Origin of the sequence: Streptomyces tuirus, from assembly GCF_014701095.1 — a bacterium.
GTDB lineage: Bacteria > Actinomycetota > Actinomycetes > Streptomycetales > Streptomycetaceae > Streptomyces > Streptomyces tuirus.
This window is the reverse complement of record NZ_AP023439.1, coordinates 1,894,061-1,920,698: the sequence shown is the minus strand read 5'-3', so window position 1 is coordinate 1,920,698 and position 26,638 is coordinate 1,894,061. Positions and strand designations below refer to the sequence as shown.

Here is a 26,638-nt window from a genome sequence, read left to right as displayed (position 1 = left end):
CCCGGCCGCCGCCGTGTCACCGTTACGTATCCTGACCCCGGACTGCATGGCGGGGGAGAGGATCCGGGCGTGCCGCTGCAGAAGGACGACCCGAAGTCGGTCGGCGGGTACAAACTGGTCGGCCGGCTCGGCTCCGGAGGCATGGGGATCGTCTACCGCGGCCGGGCCCGTTCGGGGCGCGAGGTCGCCGTCAAGGTGGTGCACGCCCAGTACGCGGAGGACGCCGTCTTCCGCGCTCGTTTCCGGCAGGAGATCGAGTCCGTCCGCAAGGTGAGCGGCGCCTTCACCGCGCCGGTCCTGGACGCTGACCCGGAGGCGGTACGGCCCTGGATGGCGACCCAGTACGTGCCTGGCCCCTCCCTCGCCGCCCTGATCCGCGACCAGGGCCCGCTGAAAGGCACCGCGCTGCGCCGACTGGCGCTCGGGCTGGTGGAGGCCTTGCGGGAGATCCACCGGGCGGGGGTGGTGCACCGGGACCTCAAGCCCGCGAACGTCCTGATGGCCGAGGACGGCCCGCGCGTCATCGACTTCGGCATCTCCCGCGCGGCCGAGAACCACAACACCCTGACCGAGACCGGCCAAATGATCGGCACCCCGCCGTTCATGTCACCGGAGCAGCTCACCGACGCCCGGTCGGTGGGCCCGGCCTCCGACGTGTTCTCCGTGGGCGCCCTGCTCGTGTACACGAGCACCGGCCGGGGGCCGTTCGACGCCGACAGCCCCTATCTGACGGCCTACCGGGTGGTCCATGACGCCCCCGTCCTGGACGGCGTTGCGGAACCCCTGCGCGCACTGCTGGAACGTTGCCTCGCCAAGAGTCCCGCGGACCGGCCCGGACTGGACGAACTGGCGCGGGAGTTGGTGGCGGCCCTGCCGGAGACGGGTGCGGAGGACCAGAACACGGTGCCGTTGCGCACGGACGAGGTGGCCCTGGTCAGCACCCGGCCCGCAGCGGCCGCCGACTCCGGCCCTCCGGCCGCCGTCCGGCGCCGGAGCCGTGCCCCGCGGCTGTGGGCCACGGCCGGCACGGCCGCCGCCCTCGTCCTCGGTCTCACCGGCTATCTGCTGTCCGGATCCGTGGGCGGGGACGACTCACGCGGCGGGACGGACCGCACCGGATCCGCGCCCTCCCGGTGGACGGCCGTCCCCGCCGGCTGGAAGCCCTGGCAGACGACGGTCGACGCCCCCGCCGCGCAGGGAGTGAAGCGGCCACTCGGCATGGCCGGGACCGGGTCGCTGGACGGCCCGGAGTGCGACCTGTACGAGGGAGCCCTCTACTGCGCGGGCGACGGGGTGCTGCCCGTGCGCCTCGACGCCCTGACCGGACAGGCCCGCTGGCGCGCCGACGTGCTGCCCCCCGCTACGGGCAAGGGGTCGTACAGCTTCTCCGTCCTCGGTGTCACGGACGACGCCGTGCTGGTGGAGCAGACGTACAGTCCCGACCACGGGGAGGCCGTCAAGGTCACGGTCGCCGCCCTCGACACCCGGGCCGGCAAGCCGCTGTGGCACCGCACGGTGGACGTCGACACGGTCCGCCCGTATCTCTTCGGCGACCTCGTGATCGTGCCGGACGACGGCGGCCGCTCGGTGACGGCCCGCTCGCCGCGCACCGGCGCCGGGCGCTGGACGGCACCGCTGCCCGGGGGCCGGCACTGCAGCCCGGCGGACACCGGCGGGAACCGCTACCTGGTGTGCGGACCGGACTTGATGCCCGTGAAGGAGACGCTGCTGCTGAGGCTGGACCCGGCCGACGGCTCGGTACGACGCCTGACGGTGCCGAGCGGCCATACCCCCGTCGGCACCTACGACGGGCGGCTGGTCTTCCTCGAACCGACCGAGGACGAGGAGGACGAGGCCTTCGCCCGGATCCGGCTGCTGGATCCGGACACCGGCGAGGAACGCACGGCGAAGCTCGCGCAGCCGCTGGAGGGCAACGCGGCGCTGTCGGGCGGCACTCTGTGGTTCGCCACGTCGTCCGGACAGGTCACCGCGGTGTCGGTCCGCACGGGTGAGCGGCTGTGGCAGACCCGGACGAGCCTGGAGCAGCCCAGCGACGTCACCCACGACCCGCGCGCCCATGTGGTCTATCTGTCCAGCGCCAGCGGAAGGGTCGCCGCCGTCGACACACGAAAGGGCACGCTGCTGTGGGAGACCCTGCCGCGTGCCCAGCGGGTGACCAACCAGGGGTGGTGGCGCTCCGAGGTGCGGCTCCACGAGGGCGTCCTCGTGGTCGCCACCGCGGAGGGCGACGTCTTCACCCTGGACCCGGCCCACCCCGACCGGAAACCCGTGTCGGGGTGAGCCCAGGGGCTGCGAGACCTACGGCAGCGCCAGCATCCGCTCCAGGGCCAGCTTCGCGAAGGCCTCCGTCTCCTTGTCCACCTCGATGCGGTTGACGAGGTTGCCCTCGGCCAGGGACTCCAGGGTCCAGACCAGGTGGGGGAGGTCGATGCGGTTCATGGTCGAGCAGAAGCAGACCGTCTTGTCGAGGAAGACGATCTCCTTGCCCTCGGGCGCGAAACGGTTCGCCAGGCGGCGGACCAGGTTCAGCTCCGTGCCGATGGCCCACTTGGATCCGGCCGGCGCGGCCTCCAGGGCCTTGATGATGTACTCCGTCGAGCCGACGTAGTCCGCCGCGGCCACGACCTCGTGCTTGCACTCGGGGTGGACCAGGACGTTCACGCCGGGGATGCGCTCGCGCACGTCGTTCACCGAGTCCAGGCTGAAGCGGCCGTGCACCGAGCAGTGGCCGCGCCACAGGATCATCTTCGCCGCGCGCAGTTCGTCGGCGGTCAGGCCGCCGTTCGGCTTGTGCGGGTTGTAGACGACGCAGTCCTCCAGGGACATGCCCATGTCGCGGACCGCGGTGTTGCGCCCGAGGTGCTGGTCGGGCAGGAACAGCACCTTCTCGCCCTGCTCGAAGGCCCAGTCCAGGGCACGCTTGGCGTTGGACGAGGTGCAGATCGTGCCGCCGTGCTTGCCGGTGAACGCCTTGATGTCGGCGGAGGAGTTCATGTACGAGACGGGCACGACCTGCTCGGCTATCCCGGCCTCGGTCAGCACGTCCCAGCACTCGGCGACCTGCTCGGCCGTCGCCATGTCGGCCATCGAGCAGCCGGCGGCGAGGTCGGGCAGGACGACCTTCTGGTCGCCGGACGTCAGGATGTCCGCCGACTCCGCCATGAAGTGCACGCCGCAGAACACGATGTACTCGGCCTCCGGGCGGGCGGCCGCGTCACGGGCCAGCTTGAACGAGTCGCCGGTCACGTCGGCGAACTGGATGACCTCGTCGCGCTGGTAGTGGTGGCCGAGGACGAAGACCTTGTCCCCGAGCTTCTCCTTCGCCTTGCGGGCACGCTCCACCAGGTCCGGGTCGGACGGCGAGGGCAGGTCGCCGGGACACTCCACACCGCGCTCGCTCTTCGGGTCGGCCTCACGGCCGAGGAGCAGCAGGGCGAGGGGCGTCGGCTGTACGTCGAGCTCCTGGGTCTGGGCGGTGGTCACGACACGCACCCTTTCTGTTTCTGCGACTTTTCGTCGATTTGACGCTATCTATCATAACCGCTTCACGTCACTTTGACGATGGCCATAGCGTCTGTGTGACGTGAATCCCGGTGGGCCCCCGTTCATTCCCGGGAAGACCCGGAAAGAGCCGTTTTCCGGTTCCGGGTGCGTGTGCGAGCATGAAAAGGAGCCGAGATCGAGCGCCCGGCCCGGAATGAATCCGCGGCCCCGCCGGTTGCAACCGTCGGCAAGCAGTCTCCGTACAACCCGGGAGAGATGTAGATGTCCGTATCGGACGAGACCAGCACCGTCACCGACGGCATCATCCTGACCGACGCCGCCGCGTCCAAGGTCAAGGCGCTGCTCGACCAGGAAGGCCGCGAAGACCTCGCGCTGCGTGTCGCCGTCCAGCCCGGCGGCTGCTCCGGCCTGCGCTACCAGCTCTTCTTCGACGAGCGCGCCCTCGACGGCGACGTCGAGAAGGACTTCGGCGGTGTGAAGGTGGTCACCGACCGCATGAGCGCCCCGTACCTGGGCGGTGCCACGATCGACTTCGTGGACACCATCGAGAAGCAGGGCTTCACGATCGACAACCCGAACGCGACGGGCTCCTGCGCCTGCGGCGACTCCTTCAGCTGAGCCTGCCGAGCCGCTCCGGCGGCCGCGGACACGACGAAGGCGGCGGCCCCCTCCGACGGGGCCGCCGCCTTCGCGCTGCGTGGACGCTCCTACCGCTCCCGCGTCGGGGGAGCCGGCAGCCGCGCGCCCTCCTTGGCCAGCGGCACCGCCATGCCGTCCGTGTTCACCACGGCCCGGTCACCGAGCGGCTCGTCCAGCTGCACGGTCTTCTGGAACTGCTTGGCGATCATGATGCAGACCTTGTCCGGCCACGGGGTCGACGTCACGGAGACCGTCACCTCGTCGCCCTTCTCGCTCGCCTTCACGTCGTAGTCGGCGCACACCCCGCCCGTGAAGGTCACCGTCAGCTCCGCGCCCTCCGCCCGGTAGCCGTCCACCTTCACCTCGCGCGGCCCGGGAGCCGAGGTCGGCTGGTCACTCGGCTCGCTCGGCTCGGGGGAGGCCAGGTACTTCGGCTCCACCGCCGGGTACGTCACCGTGAACGGGTCCTGCGCGCCCGGCGCCGTCACCTCGAACAGCCAGGACGGCACCAGCGCCTGCCGCCCGTCCACGACGTGCGCGGCCAGCCCGAACACCGCGCTCTCGACCGTCACCGTGTCCTGCCCGGAGGTACCGCCCGACGGCTGCTCACAGGGCTGCTCCTGCCGGTCCGTCAGCGGCACCGGACTGGCGCAGCCGCCGATGCCCATCCGGTGGTCGTTCTTCGGCTGCCCGTTCATCAGCTCCAGCGCCTTCTCGGCGCTGACCACCGGGTACGTGTCGCCCTTCACCGGCGTCTTCAGCTGTCCGCTGCCGCCGACGACCTCGCCGTCGGGGCCGACGTTGATCCCGGTCGTCCAGCCGTGCGTGGGCAGTCCGCCCACCTCGGGAGCGGCGTTCACCACCCGCTGAGCCCCCATGACCTGGCTCGCGTCGCGCTTCGCGTCGTCCTGACCCACCGCCTTCAGCACGGGCGCCGCGGCCTTCTCGGCCTCCTCCTCGCTCACCGGTGTGCCACCGGACCGGGGGGCGGTGCAGGTGTCGGTGCCCTTGCAGTTGTCGGTGCCCGGGGCGTACCGGCTGAACGTCCAGGAGCCCGGCGCCTGCCGGTTCACCTGGAGGCTCGGCCCCGACCCGTCCTGGCCCCCGATCTTCCAGGCCTCGCCCTGCGCCACCGGCGCCCCCTCGACCCCGAGGGCCTTCGCCAGCCGGGCCACGTCCTCCTTGGTGACCTCGCCCTGCGCCCGGTACACCGGCGCCTTGCCGGGGCCGTCCGGCAGGGGGCCGCCGACCCGGTAGGTGGCGCCGTAGGGGTTGGGCTCGCCGGGCGCGATGCCGTTGCCGCCGCCCGCCGTGGACTCCGAGTAGCCGTCGAGCGCGAGCGGCGGGGGAGTGTCGTCCCCGCCGGGCGCGCCGGAGGTCGTACCGCCGCCCGACCCGCTCGAGGCGTTGGAGGCGAGCCAGGCCCCGCCGCCGCCGATCAGCAGCACGGCGGCGGCGACGGAGGCGATGATCGCGGGCGTACGGGGGCGGCCACCGCCGTGGCCGACCAGGTCCTCGTCGTCGCGTGAGTCGGGTACGTCGCGTTCGTCGTGTTCGTTGCGCAGGTCGTGTTCATCGCGGGGGAGGTCGCCGGCCGGTTCCGGGGTCGTCGCAGCCGCCGACTCGTCGTCGGCCGTCTCGGCGGTTTCCTCGCCCTCGGCCGCCTTCACGTCGGCGGTCTGCGCGTCCTCACCCGGTGCCTCCGGTACCTCGGAAGCGTCCGGAGCCTCGGCGGTGGCTTCAGCCTCTTCCGCCTCTTCGGTCTCTTCGTTCTCTTCGGCCTCGTGGGGCTCAGCGGCCTCCGGCGACTCCCCCGTCTGCGCCGGGGTTCCGGCGTCCGCCGTACCCGGCTCCTCGACCTCCGGGGCGCCGGCGCCGGCGCCCGCTTCCCTGACGTCGTCGTCGTTGTCGGGTCGCTCGGTGTTCACCGCATCGCTCCTTCGGCTGCACAGCTGTCCCATGGGACCCGGCCCGTCACCTACGGGCCCGCTGGTGGGTCGTATCCCGCCTCCCCTTTACGGGGGACAGCGATGGGACGCAGCGAGGGAGCACACGGTTCCCGCGAGTGCGCCGTTCAGTCCCCGTAGTCCTCCATGGCGTCGAGCAGCCGCGCCGACGCCGGGGGTACCGACACGCCGTGGATCAGAGCCGGGGAGACCGGCCGCGAAGCGATCCGGGGGACCGCCCAGTGCGGAGCCATCCGCGCCCCGTCGCCCGGCAGCGAGGCCAGGTCACCCTCCAGATCGACGGGAACAGGGGCGTGGACCTTGAGGTTCGTCATACCGGCACCGTATGCACGGTCGAGGTCACCGAGAAAGATCTACTATCGGGTAGTTTCGATGCCTTCAGAGCCGCCCGCCCACCCGATAGCGTGAACCGTCAAGGTTCGCCTCCCTCAGGAGAGTCCACGCCGTGCGCATCGCAGTCTCCGGCTCCATCGCCACCGACCACCTCATGACCTTCCCCGGTCGCTTCGCCGACCAGTTCGTAGCGGACCAGCTGCACACGGTCTCGCTGTCGTTCCTGGTCGACCAGCTCGACGTCCGCCGCGGCGGCGTCGCCGCGAACATCGCGTTCGGCATGGGACAGCTCGGCACCCGGCCGATCCTGGTCGGTGCCGCGGGCGCGGACTTCGACGAGTACCGGGCCTGGCTGGAGCGGCACGGCGTCGACACCGACTCCGTCCGCATCTCCGACACGCTGCACACCGCCCGCTTCGTGTGCACGACCGACGCCGACCACAACCAGATCGGCTCCTTCTACACCGGCGCCATGAGCGAGGCCCGCCTCATCGAGCTGAAGACCGTCGCCGACCGCGTCGGCGGTCTCGACCTGGTCTCCATCGGCGCCGACGACCCGGAGGCCATGCTCCGCCACACCGAGGAGTGCCGCTCCCGGTCCATCCCGTTCGCCGCCGACTTCTCCCAGCAGATCGCCCGGATGGACGGCGAGGAGATCCGCATCCTGCTGGACGGGGCGACGTACCTCTTCTCCAACGAGTACGAGAAGGGCCTCATCGAGACCAAGACCGGCTGGAGCGACGCGGAGATCCTGTCCCGCGTGGGCCACCGGGTGACCACGCTCGGCGCGCGCGGCGTACGCATCGAGCGGGCCGGCGAGGACCCGATCGAGGTCGGCACGCCGGACGAGGAGCGCAAGGCCGACCCGACGGGCGTCGGCGACGCCTTCCGCGCGGGCTTCATGTCCGGCCTGGCCTGGGGCGTCTCCCTGGAGCGCGCCGCCCAGGTCGGTTGCATGCTGGCGACCCTCGTCATCGAGACGGTGGGCACGCAGGAGTACCAGCTGCGGCGCGGGCACTTCATGGAGCGGTTCACCAAGGCGTACGGGGACGAGGCGGCCCGAGAAGTCCGGGGGCATCTGGCCTGAGTTCGGCTGCGCGTGCGTGGGGGTGATGCGCGCAGTTCCCCGCGCGCCTGAGTGACTCAGCTCGCCCGGCGGATCAAGTAGGAGGTTCCTTGGTCCGCCGGCTCCTCGCCCACGTACTCCTGGCCCCGCATCTCGCACCACGCCGGGATGTCCAGGCGGGCCGCCTCGTCGTCCGACAGGACCCGGACCAGGCCGCCCACGGGCACGTCACCGATGACCTTCGCGAGTTCGATGACCGGGATCGGGCACCTCTTGCCCAGGGAGTCCACGACAAGCACGTCGGCCTCCCGCACCACCGTCTCCGAGACCGGCGCCCCCAGCTTCTCCCGCACCGCCGTCACCGCCCGGGGGAGCACCTCCAGGAACCTCTCCACCTCCTCCTCGGCCGTTCCGGGAGGCAGCGAAACCCGCACATTTCCCTCACTCAGCACGCCCATCGCCCGCAGCACATGGCTGGGCGTCAGCGTGCTGCTCGTGCAGGACGATCCGGACGAAACCGAGAAACCCTCCCGGTCCAGCTCGTGCAGCAGCGCCTCACCGTCGACATAGAGACAGGAGAAGGTGACGACCCCGGGCAGCCGGCGCACCGGATGGCCCACCACCTCGACGTCGGGCACCAGCCGCGGCACCCGCGCCCGGATCCGGTCCGTCAGCTCCCGCAGGCGCGCGGCCTCCTCGGCCGCCTCGGCTCGCACCGCCCGCAGCGACGCGGCCGCCGCCACGATCGCCGGGATGTTCTCGAAACCGGGCGCCCGGCCCGACTCCCGCTCGTCCACCGGCCCTTGCGCCGCGAACCGCGCGCCCTTGCGGACCACGAGCAGCCCGACCCCGGACGGCCCGCCCCACTTGTGGGCACTGGCCGTCAGCAGCGACCAGCCCCCGTCCACCGGCCCCCACCCCAGCGACTGCGCCGCGTCCACCAGCAACGGCACGCCGGCCGCCCGGCACACCTCGGCCACCGCCGCGACCGGCTGCTCGGTCCCGACCTCGTGATTGGCGGACTGCAGACACGCCAGCGCGGTGTCCTCGCGCAGGGCGTCGCCGTAGGCCGCCGGGTCCACCAACCCGGTGCGGTCCACCGCGACCTGGGTGACGCTCCCCCCGGCCGCCTCCAGCAGCTCCGCCGAATGCAGTACAGAGGAGTGTTCGACCGCGGACACGATCAGGTGACGCCCGGTCCGCCTCCGCCCGGCCAGCGCCCCGGCAATCCCCGTGTGGACGGCACGGGTTCCGGACGAGGTGAAGGCAAGTTCGTCCGGCCGGCACCCCACCGCCTCGGCGGCGGCCTCCCGCGCCGCGTCCAGCAGCACCCGGGCCCTCCGACCCTCCCTGTACAGACGCGCGGGATCCGCCCACCCCTCGTCCAACGAGGCCAGCAGCGCCTGCCGGGCGATCGGATGAAGCGGAACGGCGGAAGCAGCATCGAAGTAACCCACACGCCAACGCTAGAACGCCCAGCACGAAGACGTCCCCAAAGGGGCGCGGGCGGTGACATCCGCGGCTCCGCCGCGGGGCGCGAACAACCACAAACGACCCGCAGCCGCCAAATCAGCGAACCACCCGAGTGAGTAGGCACCCCTCCCCGAGAACCCCCGGAGGGCGTCGGCTAGGGTTTGGTCCGCATAAACATCCAAACCCCTGCCCGACGCAGGGCCGCGACCGACCAGCGAGAAGGCCAGGCCGCAGCCGATCCGCGCGGGCGAGACTCTCGGGAAGGCGCTACGTGAGTCCCAACGGCTCCGACCGCTCGCCGCGGCGCCCGATGCGGCGGAAGCTGCTGCAGGCACTGACCGCGGGCCTGGTCTTGGCGACAGCCACCGGTTGCTCGTACAACTGGGAAGACTTCCCCCGCCTTGGTATGCCCACCCCGACCACGGAAGAGGCTCCGCGGATCCTCTCCCTGTGGCAGGGTTCCTGGGCGGCTGCGCTCGCCGTCGGCGTGCTGGTGTGGGGTCTGATCCTGTGGAGTGCTTTCTTCCACCGGCGCAGCCGCACCAAGGTCGAAGTTCCTCCGCAGACCCGGTACAACATGCCCATCGAGGCGCTGTACACCGTGGTTCCGCTCATCATCGTCTCGGTGCTGTTCTACTTCACCGCCCGTGACGAGTCCGAGCTGCTCAGCTTCAAGAAGAAGCCCGACGTCACGGTCAACGTGGTCGGCTTCCAGTGGAGCTGGTGCTTCAACTACATCGAGCCGGTCGGCGGTTCCACCGGGGACGCCAAGACCGCCAAGGACCTGGACGCGATCCCGGACCGCTTCAAGGATGACTTCCCGGCCAACGCCGGCGGCGTCTACGACTGCGGCACCCCCGGCACGCGGAACCCTCAGACCAACAACCCGGGCCCGACCCTGTGGCTGCCCAAGGGCAAGACCGTCCGCTTCATCCTCACCTCGCGTGACGTCATCCACTCCTTCTGGGTGGTGCCGTTCCTGATGAAGCAGGACGTCATCCCGGGCCACACCAACGCCTTCGAGGTGACCCCCAACAAGGAGGGCACCTTCCTGGGCAAGTGCGCCGAGCTCTGCGGCGTCGACCACTCCCGGATGCTGTTCAACGTGAAGGTCGTCTCCCCCGAGCGCTACGAGCAGCACCTCAAGGACCTCGTGGACAAGCAGCAGAACGGTTACGTTCCTGCCGGTATCGAGCAGGCGGGCCCCGAGAAGAACCGAAGGTCGAACATCCTGTGAGCATCCTCAACGAACCTCAGGGTGCCGCGGCAGCAGGGTCCCACTACCAGGACGAGCTGCCGGTCAGGCGCCAGAACCGCGGCAGTGTCGTGGTCAAGTGGCTGACGACGACGGACCACAAGACGATCGGCACGCTGTACCTCGCCACGTCTTTCGCGTTCTTCGTCATCGGCGGCGTGATGGCGCTGATCATGCGCGCCGAGCTGGCCCGTCCGGGTCTGCAGATCATGTCGAACGAGCAGTTCAACCAGGCGTTCACGATGCACGGCACGATCATGCTGCTGATGTTCGCGACGCCGCTGTTCGCCGGTTTCGCGAACTGGATCATGCCGCTGCAGATCGGCGCGCCCGACGTGGCGTTCCCGCGGCTGAACATGTTCGCCTACTGGCTGTACCTGTTCGGCTCGCTCATCGCGGTGGCTGGCTTCCTCACCCCGCAGGGCGCGGCCGACTTCGGCTGGTTCGCCTACAGCCCGCTCTCGGACGCGGTCCGCTCCCCGGGCATCGGCGCCGACATGTGGATCATGGGTCTGGCCTTCTCCGGCTTCGGCACGATCCTCGGCTCGGTCAACTTCATCACCACGATCATCTGCATGCGCGCCCCCGGCATGACGATGTTCCGCATGCCGATCTTCGTGTGGAACGTGCTGCTGACCGGTGTCCTGGTCCTGCTCGCCTTCCCGGTCCTGGCCGCGGCCCTGTTCGCCCTGGAGGCGGACCGCAAGTTCGGCGCCCACATCTTCGACTCCGCCAACGGCGGCGCGCTGCTGTGGCAGCACCTCTTCTGGTTCTTCGGCCACCCAGAGGTGTACATCATCGCCCTGCCGTTCTTCGGCATCATCTCCGAGGTCATCCCGGTCTTCTCCCGTAAGCCGATGTTCGGTTACACGGGTCTGATCGGCGCGACCATCGCGATCGCGGGTCTGTCCGTGACGGTGTGGGCGCACCACATGTACGTCACCGGCGGTGTGCTGCTGCCGTTCTTCTCCTTCATGACGTTCCTCATCGCCGTACCGACCGGTGTGAAGTTCTTCAACTGGATCGGAACGATGTGGAAGGGCTCGTTGTCCTTCGAGACACCGATGCTCTGGGCGACCGGCTTCCTGATCACCTTCACCTTCGGTGGTCTGACCGGCGTCATCCTGGCCTCGCCGCCGATGGACTTCCACGTCTCCGACTCCTACTTCGTGGTGGCGCACTTCCACTACGTCGTCTTCGGCACCGTGGTGTTCGCGATGTTCTCCGGCTTCCACTTCTGGTGGCCGAAGTGGACCGGCAAGATGCTGGACGAGCGCCTCGGCAAGATCACCTTCTGGACGCTGTTCATCGGCTTCCACGGCACGTTCCTCGTCCAGCACTGGCTGGGCGCCGAGGGCATGCCGCGTCGTTACGCCGACTACCTGGCGGCCGACGGCTTCACCGCGCTGAACACGATCTCGACGATCAGCTCGTTCCTGCTCGGCATGTCGATCCTGCCGTTCTTCTACAACGTGTGGAAGACGGCCAAGTACGGCAAGCCGGTCGGCGTCGACGACCCGTGGGGCTACGGCCGCTCCCTGGAGTGGGCGACCTCCTGCCCGCCGCCGCGCCACAACTTCATCACCATGCCGCGGATCCGCAGTGAATCGCCGGCGTTCGATCTGCACCACCCGGAGATCGCGGCTATCGACCAGCTCGAGAACGCCGGTCACGGCGAGAAGGCCATCGCTGGTGGCAAGGAGGCCGGCAAGTGAAGATCCAGGGCAAGATGTTCATGTGGCTGAGCGTCTTCGTCCTCGCCATGGCTGTGGTCTATGGCGTGTGGTCGAAGGAGCCGGCCGGTACCACGGCCCTCTTCCTGGCCTTCGGCCTGTGCATCATGATCGGCTTCTACCTGGGCTTCACGGCCAAGCGGGTGGACGCCGGTGCGCAGGACGACAAGGAGGCGGACGTCGCGGACGACGCCGGCGAGGTCGGGTTCTTCAGCCCGCACAGCTGGCAGCCGCTCTCCCTGGGCATCGGAGGCGCCCTCGCCTTCCTGTCCGTGGCCATCGGCTGGTGGCTGATGTACTTCTCGCTGCCGATCATCCTGATCGGCATCTGGGGCTGGGTCTTCGAGTACTACCGCGGTGAGAACCGCACCCAGTAACACACGCCGAGCGCCCAGGGGCCCGGACACTCCGAGAGGAGTGTCCGGGCCTCCGCTTTCTGCCCCAACGCATGTCACTCGTACGGGTCGCTCGGCGTGCCGCCGTTGACCCGGCTTCCTAGCGTGAGCTCATGAGCCAGACAGCGATATCCCGCCCCCGCACCGCCGTCAGCTGCACGCTGCTGGTGACCGCCCTCTGCGCGGGCGTCACCGCCTGCGGCTCGGACGGCAACCCGCTCGCGGCCCGCCCCTACGACGCGGCGGACCAGATCTCCTTCAACGCCCCCGACGGCGACCGCAAGAAGGCCGACCCGGACAAGCCGCTGGAAGTCGTCGAGGACTCCGACGGGCGCATCACGGACGTCACGGCCCACGACGCCTCAGGACGCTACGTGGCGGGCGAACTCGCCGCCGACGGCAGCCGCTGGCACAGCACCACCCCGCTCGCCGCCAACGCCAGCTACACGGTTCGGGTGAGCACCGAGGACGAGGACGGGGCGCCCGGCCGCAAGGTCGTCACCTTCGACACCGGCAAGCCCACCACCAAGAAGCGCCTGGACGTCACCTTCGGCCCCAAGACGGGCACCTACGGCGTCGGCCAGCCCGTCACGGCCGAACTGAGCCAGCCCGTCAAGGACACGGCCCAGCGGGCCGTCGTGGAACGCGCCCTCAAGGTCTCCTCCACGCCCGCCACGGACGGCGCCTGGCACTGGGTGGACGACAAGAAGCTTCACTACCGCCCGAAGGACTACTGGCCCGCCCAGGCGACCGTCCAGGTCCGCAGCAACCTGGACGGCATCAAGATCGGCGACCGCATGTGGGGCGGCAAGGCCAAGCCGCTGACCATCACCACCGCGGACAAGCTCGTCGCCGTCACGGACGCCTCCGCCCACCAGATGACCGTCTACAAGAACGACGAGGTCGTCCGGCAGATACCCGTCACCACGGGCATGCCCGGCTACGACACCCGCAACGGCGTCAAGGTCGTCCTGGCCAAGGAGGGCACCGTCCGCATGACCAGCGCCAGCATCGGCGCCTCGGACTTCTACGACCTGATCGTGCACCACTCGGTCCGGGTCACCAACAGCGGCGAGTACGTCCACGCCGCCCCCTGGTCCGTCGGCTCCCAGGGCTACGCCAACGTCAGCCACGGCTGCACCGGCATGAGCACCGAGAACGCCGCCTGGTTCTACGACACCGTCCGCGAGGGCGACATCGTCAAGGTCGTGAACTCCGGCGGCGACATGATGGCCCCCTTCGGCAACGGCTACGGCGACTGGAACCTCGACTGGGCGAAGTGGCGCACCGGAAGCGCCCTCGTCGGCGGCACCCCGGATGGCCCGACACAGGCCGACAGGGCCCGCCTGAGGCCGCAGAGCGTCTAGGCGTTCAAAGCCGCCTTGTCCCGCAGCAGAGAGGCCAGCGCGGAGGCGAACTCCACCGGCTCCACCGGCAGGGTCACGGCCGCCTCCGCCCGGCTCCAGGTCGCCAGCCACGCGTCCTGGGGCCGCCCGATCAGCAGCAGCACCGGCGGGCAGTCGAACACCTCGTCCTTGATCTGCCGGCAGACGCCCATGCCCCCCATCGGCACGGCCTCGCCGTCCAGCACACAGACGTCGATCCCGCCCCGGTCCAGCTCCCGCAGCACCGCGTCCGGAGTCGCACACTCCAGGAACTCCACCACGGGGACGTCCGGAGCCGGCCTCCGTCCCGTGGCGAGCCGCACCTGCTCGCGGGTGTTGGAGTCGTCGCTGTAGACCAGCACCGTGGCGGTCGGCTGCATTGTTCCTCCGTGACGTCAGCGTCGTAAGGACAGGCCCGTTGGGCCGGATGCTACTCCCTTGAACACCACGTCAACACCGGTACGACCGGGGAAGACACTCCGAACGGCACCCCCCGGAGTGAGGGCGGGATAAGCGACCGACATAATGTCGGTCGTGGCGACAGCAACGACAGTAGAAACCGGGCACGCGCACCCGTCGGTCAATCGGCCGAACCTCACCAGCGTCGGAACCATCATCTGGCTGAGTTCCGAGCTGATGTTCTTCGCGGCCCTCTTCGCGATGTACTTCACCCTGCGATCGGTGACGGGTCCCGATCACTGGAAGGAGATGGCCGCCCATCTCAACTTCCCGTTCTCGGCGACGAACACCACCATCCTGGTGCTCTCCTCGCTCACCTGCCAGCTCGGCGTCTTCGCCGCCGAGCGCGGTGACGTGAAGAAGCTGCGGATGTGGTTCATCGTCACGTTCGTGATGGGTGCGATCTTCATCGGCGGTCAGGTCTTCGAGTACACGGAGCTGGTCAAGGAGGCGGGCCTGTCCCTGTCCTCCGACCCGTACGGCTCGGTGTTCTACCTGACCACCGGCTTCCACGGCCTGCACGTGACGGGCGGTCTCATCGCCTTCCTGCTGGTCCTGGGACGGACCTACGCGGCGCGGAGGTTCACCCACGAGCAGGCGACGGCCGCGATCGTCGTGTCCTATTACTGGCACTTCGTCGATGTCGTCTGGATCGGTCTCTTCGCCACGATCTACATGATCAAGTAGCAGGGCCCGCATCCGCGCGTGCTCGACGAAGCGCGCATCCCAGAAGCATCGACGCAGAAGATCCTGACACCGGGGTAATCCGTGAAAAAGCTCTCCGCACGACGACGCCACCCGCTGGCGGCGCTCGTCGTCCTACTCCTCGCGCTGGCATGCACCGGGGGGCTGTACGCCGTGTTCGCACCCGCGGACCAGGCGCAGGCCGACGAAACCGCCCAGTCCCTCACCATCGAGGAGGGCAAGAAGCTCTACGCCGTCGGCTGCGCCAGTTGCCACGGCACCGGCGGTCAGGGCACCTCCGACGGGCCGAGCCTGGTGGGTGTGGGCGCCGCGGCCGTCGACTTCCAGGTGGGCACCGGCCGGATGCCGGCCGCCACCTCCCAGGGCCCCCAGGTCCCGAAGAAGAAGAACATCTACTCGCAGGCCGAGATCGACCAGCTCGCGGCGTACATCGCCTCGCTGGGCGCCGGTCCGTCGATCCCGACGGAGGAGCAGTACAGCCCCGAGGGTGCCGACATCGCCAAGGGCGGTGAGCTGTTCCGCAACAACTGCGCGCAGTGCCACAACTTCACCGGCAAGGGCGGCGCGCTGACGCACGGCAAGTACGCGCCGAGCCTCGAGGGCGTCTCCCCGAAGCACATCTACGAGGCCATGCAGACCGGCCCGCAGAACATGCCGTCCTTCCCCGACACCACGCTGTCGGAGAAGAACAAGAAGGACATCATCGCGTACCTCGACGCGGTCAACAGCGAAAAGACCGAGAGCCCCGGCGGCCTCGAACTGGGTGGCCTCGGGCCGGTCAGCGAGGGCCTGTTCGGCTGGATCTTCGGTCTCGGCGGTCTGATCGCCGTCGCCGTGTGGGTCGCCGCCCGGACCGCAAAGGCCAAGAAGTCATGAGTAGCCAAGACATTCCAGAAGAGAACCTGCCTGCCGCGCAGTCCGCAGGCCATGACGAGCACGGGCACGGCGCGGTGAGCGTCGCGGACGACAAGAACCCGTTCGCCGACCCGGGTCTGCCTCCCCACGAGCACCGGGTCCAGGACGTCGACGAGCGGGCCGCCAAGCGGTCCGAGCGCTCGGTCGCCTTCCTGTTCACCCTGTCGATGCTGGCGACGGTCGGCTTCATCGCCTCCTTCGTGGCGATCCCGGTCGACAAGTCGGTCTTCATCTTCCCGCTCGGTCACATCAGCGCGCTGAACTTCGCACTGGGCATGACGCTCGGCATCGCGCTGTTCTGCATCGGCGCGGGCGCCGTCCACTGGGCGCGCACCCTGATGTCCGACGTGGAGGTCGCCGACGAGCGCCACCCGATCGAGGCGCCGCCCGAGGTCCGCGAGAAGGTCTTCGCGGACTTCAAGCAGGGCGCCAAGGAGTCGGCGCTCGGCCGCCGCAGGCTGATCCGCAACACGATGCTCGGCGCGCTCACGCTGGTGCCGCTCTCCGGCGTCGTGCTGCTGCGCGACCTCGGCCCGCTGCCGGGCACCAAGCTCCGCCACACGCTGTGGTCCAAGGGCAAGCTGCTCGTCAACATGAACACGAACGAGCCGCTGCGTCCGTCCGACGTCGTGGTCGGTTCGCTGACCTTCGCCAAGCCCGAGGGCCTGGAGGAGCACGACCACGACTTCCAGAACGAGATCGCCAAGGCCGCCCTGATGATCGTCCGGATCCAGCCGGAGAACATCAAGGACAAGCGCGAGCTCGAGTGGTCGCACCAGGGCATCGTCGCGTACTCGAAGATCTGCACCCACGTCGGTTGCCCGATCTCCCTGTACGAGCAGCAGACGCACCACGTGCTCTGCCCGTGCCACCAGTCCACCTTCGACCTCGCCGACGGTGCCCGAGTGATTTTCGGTCCCGCCGGTCACGCCCTGCCGCAGCTCCGCATCGGCGTGAACGACGAGGGCTACCTCGAGGCGCTCGGCGACTTCGAAGAGCCCGTCGGCCCTGCTTTCTGGGAGCGCGGATGAGCACTGCACAGACACGCCGCAAGGCGCCCGCGGGTGAGCGGGTCGCCGACTGGGCCGACGGCCGCCTCGGGATCTACTCCCTGGCCAAGGCCAACATGCGCAAGATCTTCCCGGACCACTGGTCCTTCATGCTCGGTGAGATCTGCCTCTACAGCTTCATCATCATCATCCTCACGGGTGTGTACCTGACGCTGTTCTTCCACCCGTCGATGAACGAGGTGGAGTACCACGGCAGTTACGTCCCGCTCCAGGGGCAGCTGATGTCGGAGGCGTTCGCCTCCACGCTGGACATCAGCTTCGACGTCCGCGGCGGTCTGCTCATCCGGCAGATCCACCACTGGGCGGCGATCATCTTCCTCGCCGGCATGTTCGTGCACATGATGCGCGTCTTCTTCACCGGCGCGTTCCGCAAGCCGCGCGAGATCAACTGGCTGTTCGGCTTCCTGCTGTTCGTCCTGGGCATGTTCACCGGCTTCACCGGCTACTCGCTCCCGGACGACCTGCTCTCCGGCACCGGTGTCCGCTTCACGCAGGGCGCGATCCTGTCCGTGCCGATCGTGGGCACGTACATCTCGATGTTCCTGTTCGGCGGGGAGTTCCCGGGTACCGACTTCGTCGCCCGGTTCTACTCGATCCACATCCTGCTGCTGCCGGGCATCATGCTCGGGCTCGTGGTCGGCCACCTGATCCTGGTCTTCTACCACAAGCACACCCAGTTCGCGGGTCCGGGCCGGACCAACAAGAACGTCGTCGGCATGCCGCTGCTGCCGGTCTACATGGCCAAGGCCGGAGGCTTCTTCTTCCTGGTCTTCGGTGTCATCGCGGCCCTTGCCGGCATCGCGACGATCAACCCGATCTGGGTCCTGGGCCCCTACCGGCCCGACCAGGTGTCGACCGGTGCCCAGCCCGACTGGTACATGGGCTTCGCCGAGGGCCTCATCCGCGCGATGCCCGGCTGGGAGATCAACTTCTGGGGTCACACGCTCGTCCTGGGCGTGTTCATCCCGCTGGTGCTCTTCGGTGTGTTCCTCGCGATCATCGCCCTGTACCCGTTCATCGAGTCGTGGGTCACCGGGGACAAGCGCGAGCACCACATCCTGGACCGTCCGCGCAACAACCCGACCCGTACCGGTGTCGGTGTCGCGTGGGTGACCGGCTACATCATCATGCTGATCGGCGGTGGCAACGACATCGTCGCCACGCACTTCCATCTGTCGATCAACTCGGTCACCTGGTTCGTCCGGATCGGGTTCTTCCTCGGACCGGTCATCGCCTTCGTCGTCACCAAGCGCATCTGCCTCGGCCTGCAGCGCCGGGACAAGGAGAAGGTGCTGCACGGCCGCGAGTCGGGCATCATCAAGCGCCTGCCGCACGGTGAGTTCATCGAGGTGCACGAGCCGCTCAGCCAGGAGCAGATGTACACGCTCACGGCGCACGAGCAGTACAAGCCGGCCGAGATCGGCCCGACGGTCGACGAGAACGGTGTCGAGCGCAAGGTGAAGGGCACCGAGAAGCTGCGCGCCAAGCTCAGCGACGCTTACTTCGGCGAGGGTGCCCAGATCCCGAAGCCCACCGCCGAGGAGTACCGGGAGATCACGAGCGGCCACGGCCACCACTGATCACTGCTTCGCCACGCCACAGAAGGGCCCCGTCCGCCCCCCGAGCTCGAAAGAGCAGGGGGCCCAGCCGGACGGGGCCCTTCGCCGTGTTCGCGGCTGGATAGGGTGGACCCGTTGAGACTCTCGTCCCGCAGTGCGGGACGCCTGACCCTGGAGCGGCTTATGAGCGCTGTGACCCCCGCTGGAGGCGACACCGCGGCGGGCCGCTCCTGGCCCCTGCTGCTGAACGGCCTGCTGGACGGCAGGCACCTGAGCGCGGACGACACTGCCTGGGCGATGGACCGGATCATGCGCGGCGAGGCGACCGACGCGCAGATCGCCGGGTTCGTCGTCGCCCTGCGCGCCAAGGGCGAGACCGTCGAGGAGATCAACGGCCTCGTCCGCACGATGTACGAGCACGCCAACGTCATCGAGGTGCCCGGGGCGACGGTCGACATCGTCGGCACGGGCGGTGACGGCGCGAAGACGGTCAACATCTCCACGATGTCCTCGATCGTCGTCGCCGGCACCGGCGCGAAGGTCGTCAAGCACGGCAACCGCGCCGCGTCCTCCGCGTCCGGGGCCTCCGACGTGCTGGAGAAGCTCGGCGTCAACCTGGAGCTGCCCCTGCGCCGGGTCCCGGAGGTCGCCGAGGAGGCCGGGATCACCTTCTGCTTCGCGGTGAAGTTCCACCCGGCGCTGCGGCACGCGGGCGCCGCCCGCGGCCAGTTGGGCATCCGCACGGTGTTCAACGCCCTCGGCCCGCTCACCAACCCGGCCCGGGTCCGCGCCCAGGCCGTCGGTGTGGCGGATCCGCGCATGGCACCGATCGTCGCGGGCGTCTTCGCCGAGCGCGGCAACTCCTCCCTGGTCTTCCGGGGCGACGACGGCCTGGACGAGCTGACCACCACGGCCACCTCCCGGGTCTGGATCGTCCGGGGCGGCGAGGTGACCGAGGAGGCCTTCGACCCTCGCGACGTGGGCCTGGAACTGGTCCCCGTGGAGGCGCTGCGCGGCGCGGACGCCTCCTACAACGCCGAGGTCGCGCGGCGGCTCCTGGACGGGGAGACGGGGCCGGTGCGGGACGCGGTGGTGCTGAACTCGGCTGCGGCCCTGGTGGCCCTGGAGCCGACGGAAGCGCCGCTGGCCGAGCAGATCCGCGCCGGGATGGCGAAGGCGGCCGAGTCGATCGACTCGGGCGCGGCGAAGCGCACGCTGGAGCGCTGGGTGGCCGCCAGCAACAAGTAGGAACCCGCCCGTACGGCGTCCCGCGATCCGGACTCGGGTTGCGGGGCGCCGATCTTTTCGCGTACGTTTCTGAGCAGGTCATGAGTGACAGTCATGAGGCCCCGGCCGACTGTCCGGCAACCCTCCGTCCGTGGCGGGGTGCCCCGGGTGAAGACCGGGCCGCAGGCAGCGAGGTCTGCGGCAAGCGCGGACCCCTCGCACGCTTTTGAAAAGTGTGGGGCCAGGGGTCCTGGTCGTCGAGGAGCTCTCCCGTGAATCAGCGAATGCGATAGGGCCGCAGAGCCCCGCCTCCGCATCCCTCTTTCCTTCACCCCCGCTTGCAGCCGTACCGGCTCGCGGGTGGATTCCATCTGCCTTCACGGGAGTTCCGCCATGTCTGTCTCCACCCTTGCCGCCGCCCCGTCCGTTTGTGCCCCGCTGCCCGTTCTGGGCCGGGATGTCACCGTGCCGCTCGTGACCGGCGGCGAGGTCACCTACGCCGCCCTCGACTACGCCGCCAGCGCCCCGGCGCTCCAGCGGGTCTGGGACGACGTCGCCGCCTACGCGCCGTACTACGGCAGCGTCCACCGCGGCGCCGGGTACCTCTCCCAGCTCTCCACCGACCTGTTCGAGAACGCCCGCCGGACCGTCGCGGAGTTCCTCGACTGCCGCGAGGGCGACCAGGTCGTGTTCACCCGGTCGACCACCGACTCCCTCAACCTCCTCGCCGCCGCGCTCCCCGCCGACTGCCGGGTCTACGTCTTCGAGACCGAGCACCACGCCTCGCTGCTGCCGTGGCGCGGCGCCCGGGTCACCTACCTCGACGCCCCGCGCAGTCCCCGCGAGGCCGTCGAGACCCTGGAGCGCGCCCTCGCCGACCGCACTGTGCCGAACGAGGCGGGCCACGGACCGGCCCTCGTGTGCGTCACCGGCGCCTCGAACGTCACCGGTGAGCTGTGGCCCGTACAGGAGCTCACGGAGGCCGCGCACGCCCACGGCGCGCGCATCGTGCTGGACGCCGCGCAGCTGGCCCCGCACCACCAGGTGTCCGTCGCAGACCTCGACGTCGACTGGGTCGCCTTCTCCGGGCACAAGCTGTACGCGCCCTTCGGCTCGGGTGTCCTGGCCGGGCGGGCCGACTGGCTGCGCGCGGCCGAGCCGTACCTCGCGGGCGGCGGCGCCAGCCGCAAGGTCGGCCGGCGGGAGGACGGGGGCGTGGACGTCGAGTGGCACGACAGCGCCGCCCGCCACGAGGCCGGGTCGCCCAACGTCATCGGCGCCTACGCCCTCGCGTCGGCCTGCAAGGCGCTGACCGAGGCCGGATTCGACACCCTCGTCGCCCGTGAGCAGCACCTGGTCCGCGCGGTGCGCGACGGACTGGCCGACGTCCCCGAGGTGCGGTTCCTTTCCCTCTTCGGTGACGAGGCGCCGCGGGTCGGGGTGCTCTCCTTCGTCGTCGAGGGCTGGAACAGCTCCCACTTCGCCGCGGCCCTGTCCGCCGAGTACGGCATCGGCGTGCGGGACGGGCTGTTCTGCGCCCACCCGCTGCTGCGCACCCTGCTCGGCAGCGACCCGCAGGCGCAAGGGGAGTGCGGGGCGCCGGAAGCCGCGCCCGGGGAGAAGTCGCTCAACGCGATCCGGGTCAGCTTCGGCGCGGGCACGCCGGACGAGCACGTGAAGCGGTTCGTGCGGGCCGTGAAGGAACTCGTGGCGGACGGGGCGAAGTGGAACTACCGCACGGAGGACGGGCGCTGCGTGCCGGACACCTCCGCCTGAACCGGCAGCCGGGTGCCCAGGACGATCATCCGCAGGGCGCGTTCGGTGGCGTCCGTGAGGAGTTCGCTCGCGCGCAGCAGGGCCTCGGCCAACTCCATCGGGGCGGGCAGGATGCCATGGCAGGCGTCCACGCCCGGCACCTCGCCCGCGCCCTCGCCGAGCGTGCCGGCCAGGGCCAGGACGGGACGGCCGTGGAGCTTGGCGCGGCGGGCCACCTCGGCGGGAACCTTGCCGCGGGGCGTCTGGTGGTCCAGCGCGCCCTCGGCGGTGACGACCAGGTCGGCGCCGGCCAGCCGGGCGTCCAGTTCGAGGTGGCCCAGCAGCACGTCGAAGCGGGGGAGCAGCCGGGCGCCCAGGGCGGCCAGACCGGCCCCCATGCCGCCGGAGGCTCCCGTACCGGGCCCGGAGCGCAGGTCGCCGTCCGGTACCGCGGCATCGCGGGTGAGGACGAAGGCCCAGTTCTCCAGAGCCGCCGACAGCTCTTCCACCTGCGCGGGCGTCGCGCCCTTCTGCGGGCCGAAGACCCGTGCCACGCCCCGCTCGCCGCACAGCACGTTGTACGGGTTGCACGCGACGAGCAGCTCCACCTGTGTGAGCCGGGGATCCAGACCGGTGGGGTCGACGCGGTGCAGGCGCGTCAGCTCCCGGCCGCCGCGGGGGAGTTCACGCCCCCGCGCGTCCAGCAGCCGCGCCCCGAGCGCCTGGAGGGCTCCGGCGCCCCCGTCAGAGGTGCCCGAGTCGCCGCAGCCGACGAGGATCCGCCGGACCCCCGTGTCGAGGGCGGCGCGGATCAGCTCGCCGACGCCGTACGTGGTCGTGGTGCCCGGGTCGCGCAGGCCGCGCGGGACGAGGGAGAGGCCCGCGACCGCCGCCATCTCCACCACCGCGGTGTCCCCGTCGCCGAGGAGGGCGAAGTGCGTGGCGATGGTCGCCCCGACCGGGCCGGTCGCCGCGGTCGTGACGATCCGCCCCCCGGTCGCGGCGGCCAGGGCGACCGCCGTGCCCTCACCGCCGTCCACCAGCGGGACGAGGTCGATCTCGGCGGCGGGCAGGACCCGGCGCACGCCGGCCGCGATGGCGTCGGCGGCGGCCTCGGCGGACAGGGACTCCTTGAAGCCGCAGGGGGCCACGACGACACGGTTCAGCATGAGAGCTCCTCAGCGGGTGACGGAGACGCCGAGTAGCGGCCACACCGCTACGGCGAAGAACAGGACGAGTACGGCGGTCAGCGGCGCCAGGAAGCCGGACAGCCTCAGCAGGTCGCGCGGGGTGTAGGTGGGGGTGCCGGGGAGCTGCGCGAAGAGCGCGACCGGCTTGGCCGAGGCGGGCAGGGTGTGGCAGAAGCCCGCGGCGGCGGTTGAGGCGAGGGCGGCGGCGACCGGGTTGACCCCCACGCCGGCGGAGGCGGCCACGACCAGCGGAACCAGCACCGACGAGCGGGCCGAGCGGGACTGCAGGACCAGGTGGGCCGCCGTGCTGACGGTGATCACGATCGCCAGGAACACCATCGGGGACACGCTGGCCGGCAGCCCGGAGACCAGCCACCGCGCCGCTCCCGAGTCGGCGAGCGCGACCCCCATCGCCATCGTCGCGGCCATGAACAGCAGCAGCGACCAGGGGACGGTCTTCAGCGCGTCCTTCAGGCGCACGGTGCCGAGGGCGGGCGAGGCGGCGATGACGGCGCCGATCAGCGCGACCAGGGCCGGCGGCACGCCGTGCAGCGGCTCGCTGCACCACAGGGCGATCACGGTGGCCAGCAGCAGGACGCACCGCTTCTCGGCCAGGCTCCAGGCGCCGGTGACCGGCTGTTCGCTGTGCCGCTGGATCTGCTCGGGGGTGATGTGGACGGGGCCGGTGCGGTCCGAGCGCCGGGTCGTCGTCAGCAGGACCAGCTCCGCGGCCAGGTGGGAGGAGGCCACGGCCAGGGGCAGGCCCAGCAGCAGCCATTGCGTGAAGCCGATGTGCTGTCCGGTCGTCTCCCACAGCACCGACACCGTGATCAGATGGGCTCCCGCGCCGATCAGCGTCGCCACCGCCGACAGCAGGATCACCGTCGGGAACAGCAGGGCCAGCATCACCACCAGTCGCTTCCGGTCGGCGAGGACCTTGGCGAGGGCGAGGAACACCGGCAGCGCCAGCGCGGCCCGGCCGGAGGTGGCGGGCACCGCGAACGCCGTGACGACCAGGGCGGCGGTCGTCAGGTGCACCAGCTGCCGGACGGTGCGCGCCCCGCTCACCAGGAACACCGCCGACCGTCCCGCGAGCCCGGTCCGGCTCACCGCGGCCGCGAGCACGAACGCGCAGATCAGCAGCCACACCGTGGCGTCACCGAGCGTGCCGAACAGGGTGTCGCTGCTGATCACCCCGGTCACCGTGAGCGCGAGCCCGGCGCCGAGCGCGATGTACGTGTCGTCGATCGGCGTGCCGATCCAGGCGCAGGCCGCGAGGACGAACACGACGAGCGTGAGCCGCGCGTCGCCGCCGAGTCCCGGGAAGTTCGCGGGGACGGCCAGGAGCGCGCACAGCGACAGCGCGACGCACAGGGCCGTGGTGAAGCGCGGATTCAGGGTCACGCCATCGAGGATTCGCGAAGGCCGTGAGTCATCGATGAGCCCGACATGAAGGAACTTTCACCGCGGCGCCCAGGGGAAGAGAGCAGACCCCGCTACGGCAGCCGGTACCCCATGCCCCGCACCGTCTCCACCCGCTCCGCCCCCAGCTTCTTCCGCAGCGTCCGTACGTACACGTCCACGATGTTGGACCCCGGGTCGAAGTCGTAGCCCCACACATGGGACAGGATCTGCTCCCGCGACAGCACCTGTCCCGGATGCCGCAGGAACAGTTCCAGCAGTACGAACTCACGAGCCGTCAGATCGACCGTCCGCTCCCCGGACCGGGCACGCCGCGTCCGCAGATCGAGGCTCAGGGAGCCCGACCTGAGCACCGTCACCTCCGGCGCCCGAGCCGCCGTCCGCAGCCGCAGCCGCACCCGGGCGAGCAGCTCCTCGAACCGGAACGGCTTGGTCATCCAGTCGTCGGCGCCGCCCTCCAGACCGGCCACCGTGTCCCGTACGGAGTCCCGCGCGGTCAGCACGATCACCGGCGCCGACACCCGCGCCTCGCGCAGCTCCCGCAGGATCGTGAAGCCGTCCCGGCCGGGCAGCCCGATGTCCAGGACGACGAGGTCGAAACCGCCGGTCAGGGCGTACTCGTAGCCCGCGTCGCCGTCGGTGACCACGGTCGTGGTGAAGCCGTTGGAGCGCAGGCCCTTCTGCACGAAGGAGGCGATGCGCTCCTCGTCCTCGACGATGAGGATGCGGTTCACGTGGGGTTCCCTTCCGGTGCTGCCCGGGGTGCGTGCAGGACGAGGACGAAGGTGGCGCCGCCCCCGGGCGTGCCGTGCAGCCGTACCCGGCCCCGGTGCCCCTCGGCGATCGCCTTGACGATGGACAGCCCGAGTCCGGCGCCGGAACCCCGGGCGCCCCGGCGGGCCGTGCCGCGCCGGAAGCGTTCGAAGATCAGCTCGGTGTCCTGCGGCTGCACACCGGGCCCCGAGTCGGCCACGTACAGCTCCACGTCCGGGCCGTCGGTGCGGGAGCCGATGCGGATGGTCTGGCCGGGCGTGGTGTGCTGCACGGCGTTCTGCGCGAGCTGCACCATGGCCTGGGTGATCCGCTGCGGATCCAGTTCGGCCTCCAGGTCGGCGACCGCGTCGAGCTGCCAGTCGCGTTCGCCCAGGGTGCGGGCCTTGACGTAGACGTCGGCGGTCAGTTCGGCGACCTGGACCGGCTCGGGGGAGACGAAGTCGGGGCGTTCGGCCTTGGCGAGCAGCAGCAGGTCCTCGACGATGCGGCTCATCCGGTCCAGCTCGTCGGTGACCAGCCGGACGGTCTCCTCGCGTTCGGCAGGGTCGTCGCCCATGACCTCCAGGTGCCCGCGCACGATGGTGATGGGGGTGCGCAGCTCGTGGCCGGCGTCGTCGACGAACTCGCGCTGCGCGGCGAAGGCCCGCTCCAGCCGGTCGAGCATGCCGTTGAACGTCTCGGCGAGGGCCGCTATGTCGTCGTGGCCGTGCACCGGGATCCGGCGGGTGAGGTCCTGCTCGGTCAGCTGGGCCGCCGCGGCGCGCACCACCCGCACCGGCTTGAGGATCCGCCCCGCGACCGCCCAGGCGATGCCGACGGTCAGCAGCAGAGCCACTCCGGAGATGACGAGCAGCGTGCGGAACACGCTGTTCACCCGGGCCTGCTCCCGCTCGGGGTGGATCGCCACGACGAACGCGGCGTTCGGCGCCCGGCCCGGCCGGGCCATGGTGACCTTCGCCCAGCGGATCTCCCCCTGCGGCCGGTCGAGTACGCCGGAGGACGCGGGCGAGCCGAAGATACGGGCCCGGGCCGCGGGGTCCTTGTGCAGGGGCAGGGCGACGGGCAGGTCGTGCGGCTGGCGGATCTGCCGGGGACCGGTGCCCGCCCGGGCGACCAGGCCGATCAGCTCCTCGTCCGCGTCGGGGTACTGCCGCTCCAGGAACACCGTCAGCAGCCGGTCCGCCTCGGTGAACGGACGGCCCGTCCGCGGATCCCCGCCGCGCTCCACGAAGTTCGCGAACTCGCCGGTCTCCTGGGTGAGCAGGCGGTTGATGCGGTGGTCGACGTCCCGCAGCAGGTACGAGCGGGTGGTCATGGCCACCGAGGCGAGCGCGAGCGCCATCACGAGCAGCAGCCACAGCAGGATCCGGACCCGGGCGGAGACCCGCCGGCGGCCGGTGTCAGCCGTCGGAACCGGGGCCGTCGTCGTCGCCCGGTCCGTCGTCTCCGGTGCCCTGGCCGCGGTCGTCGTCGTCATCGTCACTCGCTGAGCTGTCGGTCACCGGGGGCCGCGAGACGACCTCGTCACCCGGTGTGGCGCCGGGCGGTGTGGCCTGCCGGCCGGGCCGGAGCGTGGAGGTGGGCGTGGGCGTGGGCGAGCCGTGGTCCAGCTCGACCTTCTGGGAGGGCACCCTGGGCGACGCGGGGCTGTCCGCGAGCGCGTAGCTGGTCGCGGCGATGCCCAGCGGGATCAGCACGACGGCGGACAGGGCCGCCATCCGGCGAGAGAAGACCATGGGCCCGATACTGCGGACGGAACCCGGCGAGCGGGATGAAGCCCGGATGAAGAAC

The 26,638-nt window shown here is 70.4% G+C and carries 23 protein-coding genes and 1 riboswitch; of the genes, 13 read left to right on the top strand and 10 right to left on the bottom strand.

All coding sequences use genetic code 11. The features are described 5' to 3' along the window. Window positions 1-69 precede the first annotated feature (69 nt). Window positions 70-2,301: a protein kinase domain-containing protein gene (locus tag IGS69_RS08895; RefSeq protein ID WP_190898174.1), complete on the top strand. Its 2,232-nt coding sequence runs from the start codon at window positions 70-72 to the stop codon at window positions 2,299-2,301. A gap of 18 nt (window positions 2,302-2,319) precedes the next feature. Here IGS69_RS08895 and nadA read toward each other — a convergent pair whose 3' ends face one another. Continuing rightward, on the bottom strand, window positions 2,320-3,504 hold the full coding sequence (gene nadA, locus IGS69_RS08890; protein WP_190898173.1) for a quinolinate synthase NadA: 1,185 nt from the start codon (window positions 3,502-3,504) through the stop codon (window positions 2,320-2,322). 282 nt (window positions 3,505-3,786) lie between these two features. Here nadA and IGS69_RS08885 point away from each other — a divergent pair, with 282 nt between their 5' ends. Next, complete coding sequence (locus IGS69_RS08885; RefSeq protein ID WP_031109243.1) at window positions 3,787-4,143, top strand: HesB/IscA family protein; 357 nt, start codon at window positions 3,787-3,789, stop codon at window positions 4,141-4,143. Between the two features lie 89 nt (window positions 4,144-4,232). Here IGS69_RS08885 and IGS69_RS08880 read toward each other — a convergent pair whose 3' ends face one another. Both IGS69_RS08880 and IGS69_RS08875 read right to left on the bottom strand, forming a co-directional pair. Next, on the bottom strand, window positions 4,233-6,092 hold the full coding sequence (locus IGS69_RS08880; RefSeq protein ID WP_190898171.1) for a hypothetical protein: 1,860 nt from the start codon (window positions 6,090-6,092) through the stop codon (window positions 4,233-4,235). A gap of 146 nt (window positions 6,093-6,238) precedes the next feature. Next, the gene (locus IGS69_RS08875; protein WP_030837540.1) at window positions 6,239-6,445 is read right to left on the bottom strand and encodes a hypothetical protein; all 207 of its coding nucleotides are present in this window, start codon (window positions 6,443-6,445) and stop codon (window positions 6,239-6,241) included. Window positions 6,446-6,576: 131 nt separating this feature from the next. Between IGS69_RS08875 and IGS69_RS08870 the strand changes: the two genes are divergently transcribed. Continuing rightward, window positions 6,577-7,551: a carbohydrate kinase family protein gene (locus IGS69_RS08870; RefSeq protein ID WP_190898170.1), complete on the top strand. Its 975-nt coding sequence runs from the start codon at window positions 6,577-6,579 to the stop codon at window positions 7,549-7,551. A 56-nt stretch (window positions 7,552-7,607) separates the two neighbouring features. Here IGS69_RS08870 and IGS69_RS08865 read toward each other — a convergent pair whose 3' ends face one another. After that, entirely contained in the window at window positions 7,608-8,987 is a 1,380-nt protein-coding gene (locus IGS69_RS08865; RefSeq protein WP_190898169.1) for a cysteine desulfurase/sulfurtransferase TusA family protein, read from the bottom strand. 287 nt (window positions 8,988-9,274) lie between these two features. On the opposite strand from IGS69_RS08865, the gene ctaC reads away from it, so the two are divergent. From ctaC to IGS69_RS08845, 4 genes are all read left to right on the top strand, one after another. Beyond that, window positions 9,275-10,240 carry an aa3-type cytochrome oxidase subunit II gene (ctaC, locus tag IGS69_RS08860; protein ID WP_190898168.1) on the top strand — a complete coding sequence of 322 codons (966 nt, stop codon included), beginning with the start codon at window positions 9,275-9,277 and terminating at the stop codon, window positions 10,238-10,240. Further along, complete coding sequence (gene ctaD / locus IGS69_RS08855; RefSeq protein ID WP_190898166.1) at window positions 10,237-11,973, top strand: aa3-type cytochrome oxidase subunit I; 1,737 nt, start codon at window positions 10,237-10,239, stop codon at window positions 11,971-11,973. The genes ctaC and ctaD overlap by 4 nt, the downstream gene beginning before the upstream one ends. Continuing rightward, window positions 11,970-12,368, top strand: a complete 399-nt coding sequence (locus IGS69_RS08850) for a cytochrome c oxidase subunit 4 (protein ID WP_190898165.1) — start codon at window positions 11,970-11,972, stop codon at window positions 12,366-12,368. Before ctaD ends, IGS69_RS08850 begins: the two co-directional genes overlap by 4 nt. Before the next feature lie 131 nt (window positions 12,369-12,499). Next, window positions 12,500-13,753: a L,D-transpeptidase gene (locus tag IGS69_RS08845; RefSeq protein WP_190898164.1), complete on the top strand. Its 1,254-nt coding sequence runs from the start codon at window positions 12,500-12,502 to the stop codon at window positions 13,751-13,753. On the opposite strand, the gene IGS69_RS08840 is transcribed toward IGS69_RS08845, so the two are convergent. Next, window positions 13,750-14,151, bottom strand: a complete 402-nt coding sequence (locus tag IGS69_RS08840; protein WP_190898163.1) for a response regulator transcription factor — start codon at window positions 14,149-14,151, stop codon at window positions 13,750-13,752. The two genes, IGS69_RS08845 and IGS69_RS08840, sit on opposite strands and share 4 nt — an antisense overlap. Window positions 14,152-14,296: 145 nt before the next feature. Between IGS69_RS08840 and ctaE the strand changes: the two genes are divergently transcribed. The 6 genes from ctaE (at window position 14,297) to IGS69_RS08810 (ending at window position 21,482) form a co-directional block, all read left to right on the top strand. Beyond that, entirely contained in the window at window positions 14,297-14,917 is a 621-nt protein-coding gene (gene ctaE, locus IGS69_RS08835) for an aa3-type cytochrome oxidase subunit III (RefSeq protein ID WP_033312739.1), read from the top strand. An 81-nt stretch (window positions 14,918-14,998) separates the two neighbouring features. Next, on the top strand, window positions 14,999-15,811 hold the full coding sequence (gene qcrC / locus IGS69_RS08830; RefSeq protein ID WP_190898161.1) for a cytochrome bc1 complex diheme cytochrome c subunit: 813 nt from the start codon (window positions 14,999-15,001) through the stop codon (window positions 15,809-15,811). After that, window positions 15,808-16,881, top strand: coding sequence for a cytochrome bc1 complex Rieske iron-sulfur subunit (gene qcrA / locus IGS69_RS08825; RefSeq protein ID WP_190898160.1), 1,074 nt, complete (start codon window positions 15,808-15,810; stop codon window positions 16,879-16,881). The genes qcrC and qcrA overlap by 4 nt, the downstream gene beginning before the upstream one ends. Continuing rightward, window positions 16,878-18,500 (top strand): cytochrome bc1 complex cytochrome b subunit, encoded by a 1,623-nt coding sequence (gene qcrB / locus IGS69_RS08820; RefSeq protein ID WP_190898159.1) that lies wholly within the window; start codon window positions 16,878-16,880, stop codon window positions 18,498-18,500. The genes qcrA and qcrB overlap by 4 nt, the downstream gene beginning before the upstream one ends. A gap of 162 nt (window positions 18,501-18,662) precedes the next feature. Continuing rightward, entirely contained in the window at window positions 18,663-19,727 is a 1,065-nt protein-coding gene (gene trpD, locus IGS69_RS08815) for an anthranilate phosphoribosyltransferase (RefSeq protein WP_190898158.1), read from the top strand. Between the two features lie 76 nt (window positions 19,728-19,803). Continuing rightward, window positions 19,804-19,920: riboswitch (SAM riboswitch) on the top strand. 179 nt (window positions 19,921-20,099) lie between these two features. Beyond that, window positions 20,100-21,482, top strand: coding sequence for an aminotransferase class V-fold PLP-dependent enzyme (locus tag IGS69_RS08810; RefSeq protein ID WP_190898157.1), 1,383 nt, complete (start codon window positions 20,100-20,102; stop codon window positions 21,480-21,482). Here IGS69_RS08810 and IGS69_RS08805 read toward each other — a convergent pair. From IGS69_RS08805 to IGS69_RS08785, 5 genes are all read right to left on the bottom strand, one after another. Beyond that, complete coding sequence (locus IGS69_RS08805; protein WP_190898155.1) at window positions 21,437-22,630, bottom strand: glycerate kinase; 1,194 nt, start codon at window positions 22,628-22,630, stop codon at window positions 21,437-21,439. The genes IGS69_RS08810 and IGS69_RS08805 overlap by 46 nt on opposite strands. Window positions 22,631-22,639: 9 nt before the next feature. Next, entirely contained in the window at window positions 22,640-24,055 is a 1,416-nt protein-coding gene (locus IGS69_RS08800; RefSeq protein ID WP_190898154.1) for an SLC13 family permease, read from the bottom strand. Window positions 24,056-24,147: 92 nt separating this feature from the next. Next, a complete protein-coding gene (locus tag IGS69_RS08795; protein ID WP_190898153.1) occupies window positions 24,148-24,807 on the bottom strand; it encodes a response regulator transcription factor in 660 nt (219 codons plus the stop codon). Next, the gene (locus IGS69_RS08790) at window positions 24,804-26,324 is read right to left on the bottom strand and encodes a sensor histidine kinase (protein WP_190898152.1); all 1,521 of its coding nucleotides are present in this window, start codon (window positions 26,322-26,324) and stop codon (window positions 24,804-24,806) included. Before IGS69_RS08790 ends, IGS69_RS08795 begins: the two co-directional genes overlap by 4 nt. Further along, entirely contained in the window at window positions 26,248-26,583 is a 336-nt protein-coding gene (locus tag IGS69_RS08785; protein ID WP_190898151.1) for a small secreted hydrophilic protein, read from the bottom strand. Before IGS69_RS08785 ends, IGS69_RS08790 begins: the two co-directional genes overlap by 77 nt. Window positions 26,584-26,638 lie beyond the last annotated feature (55 nt).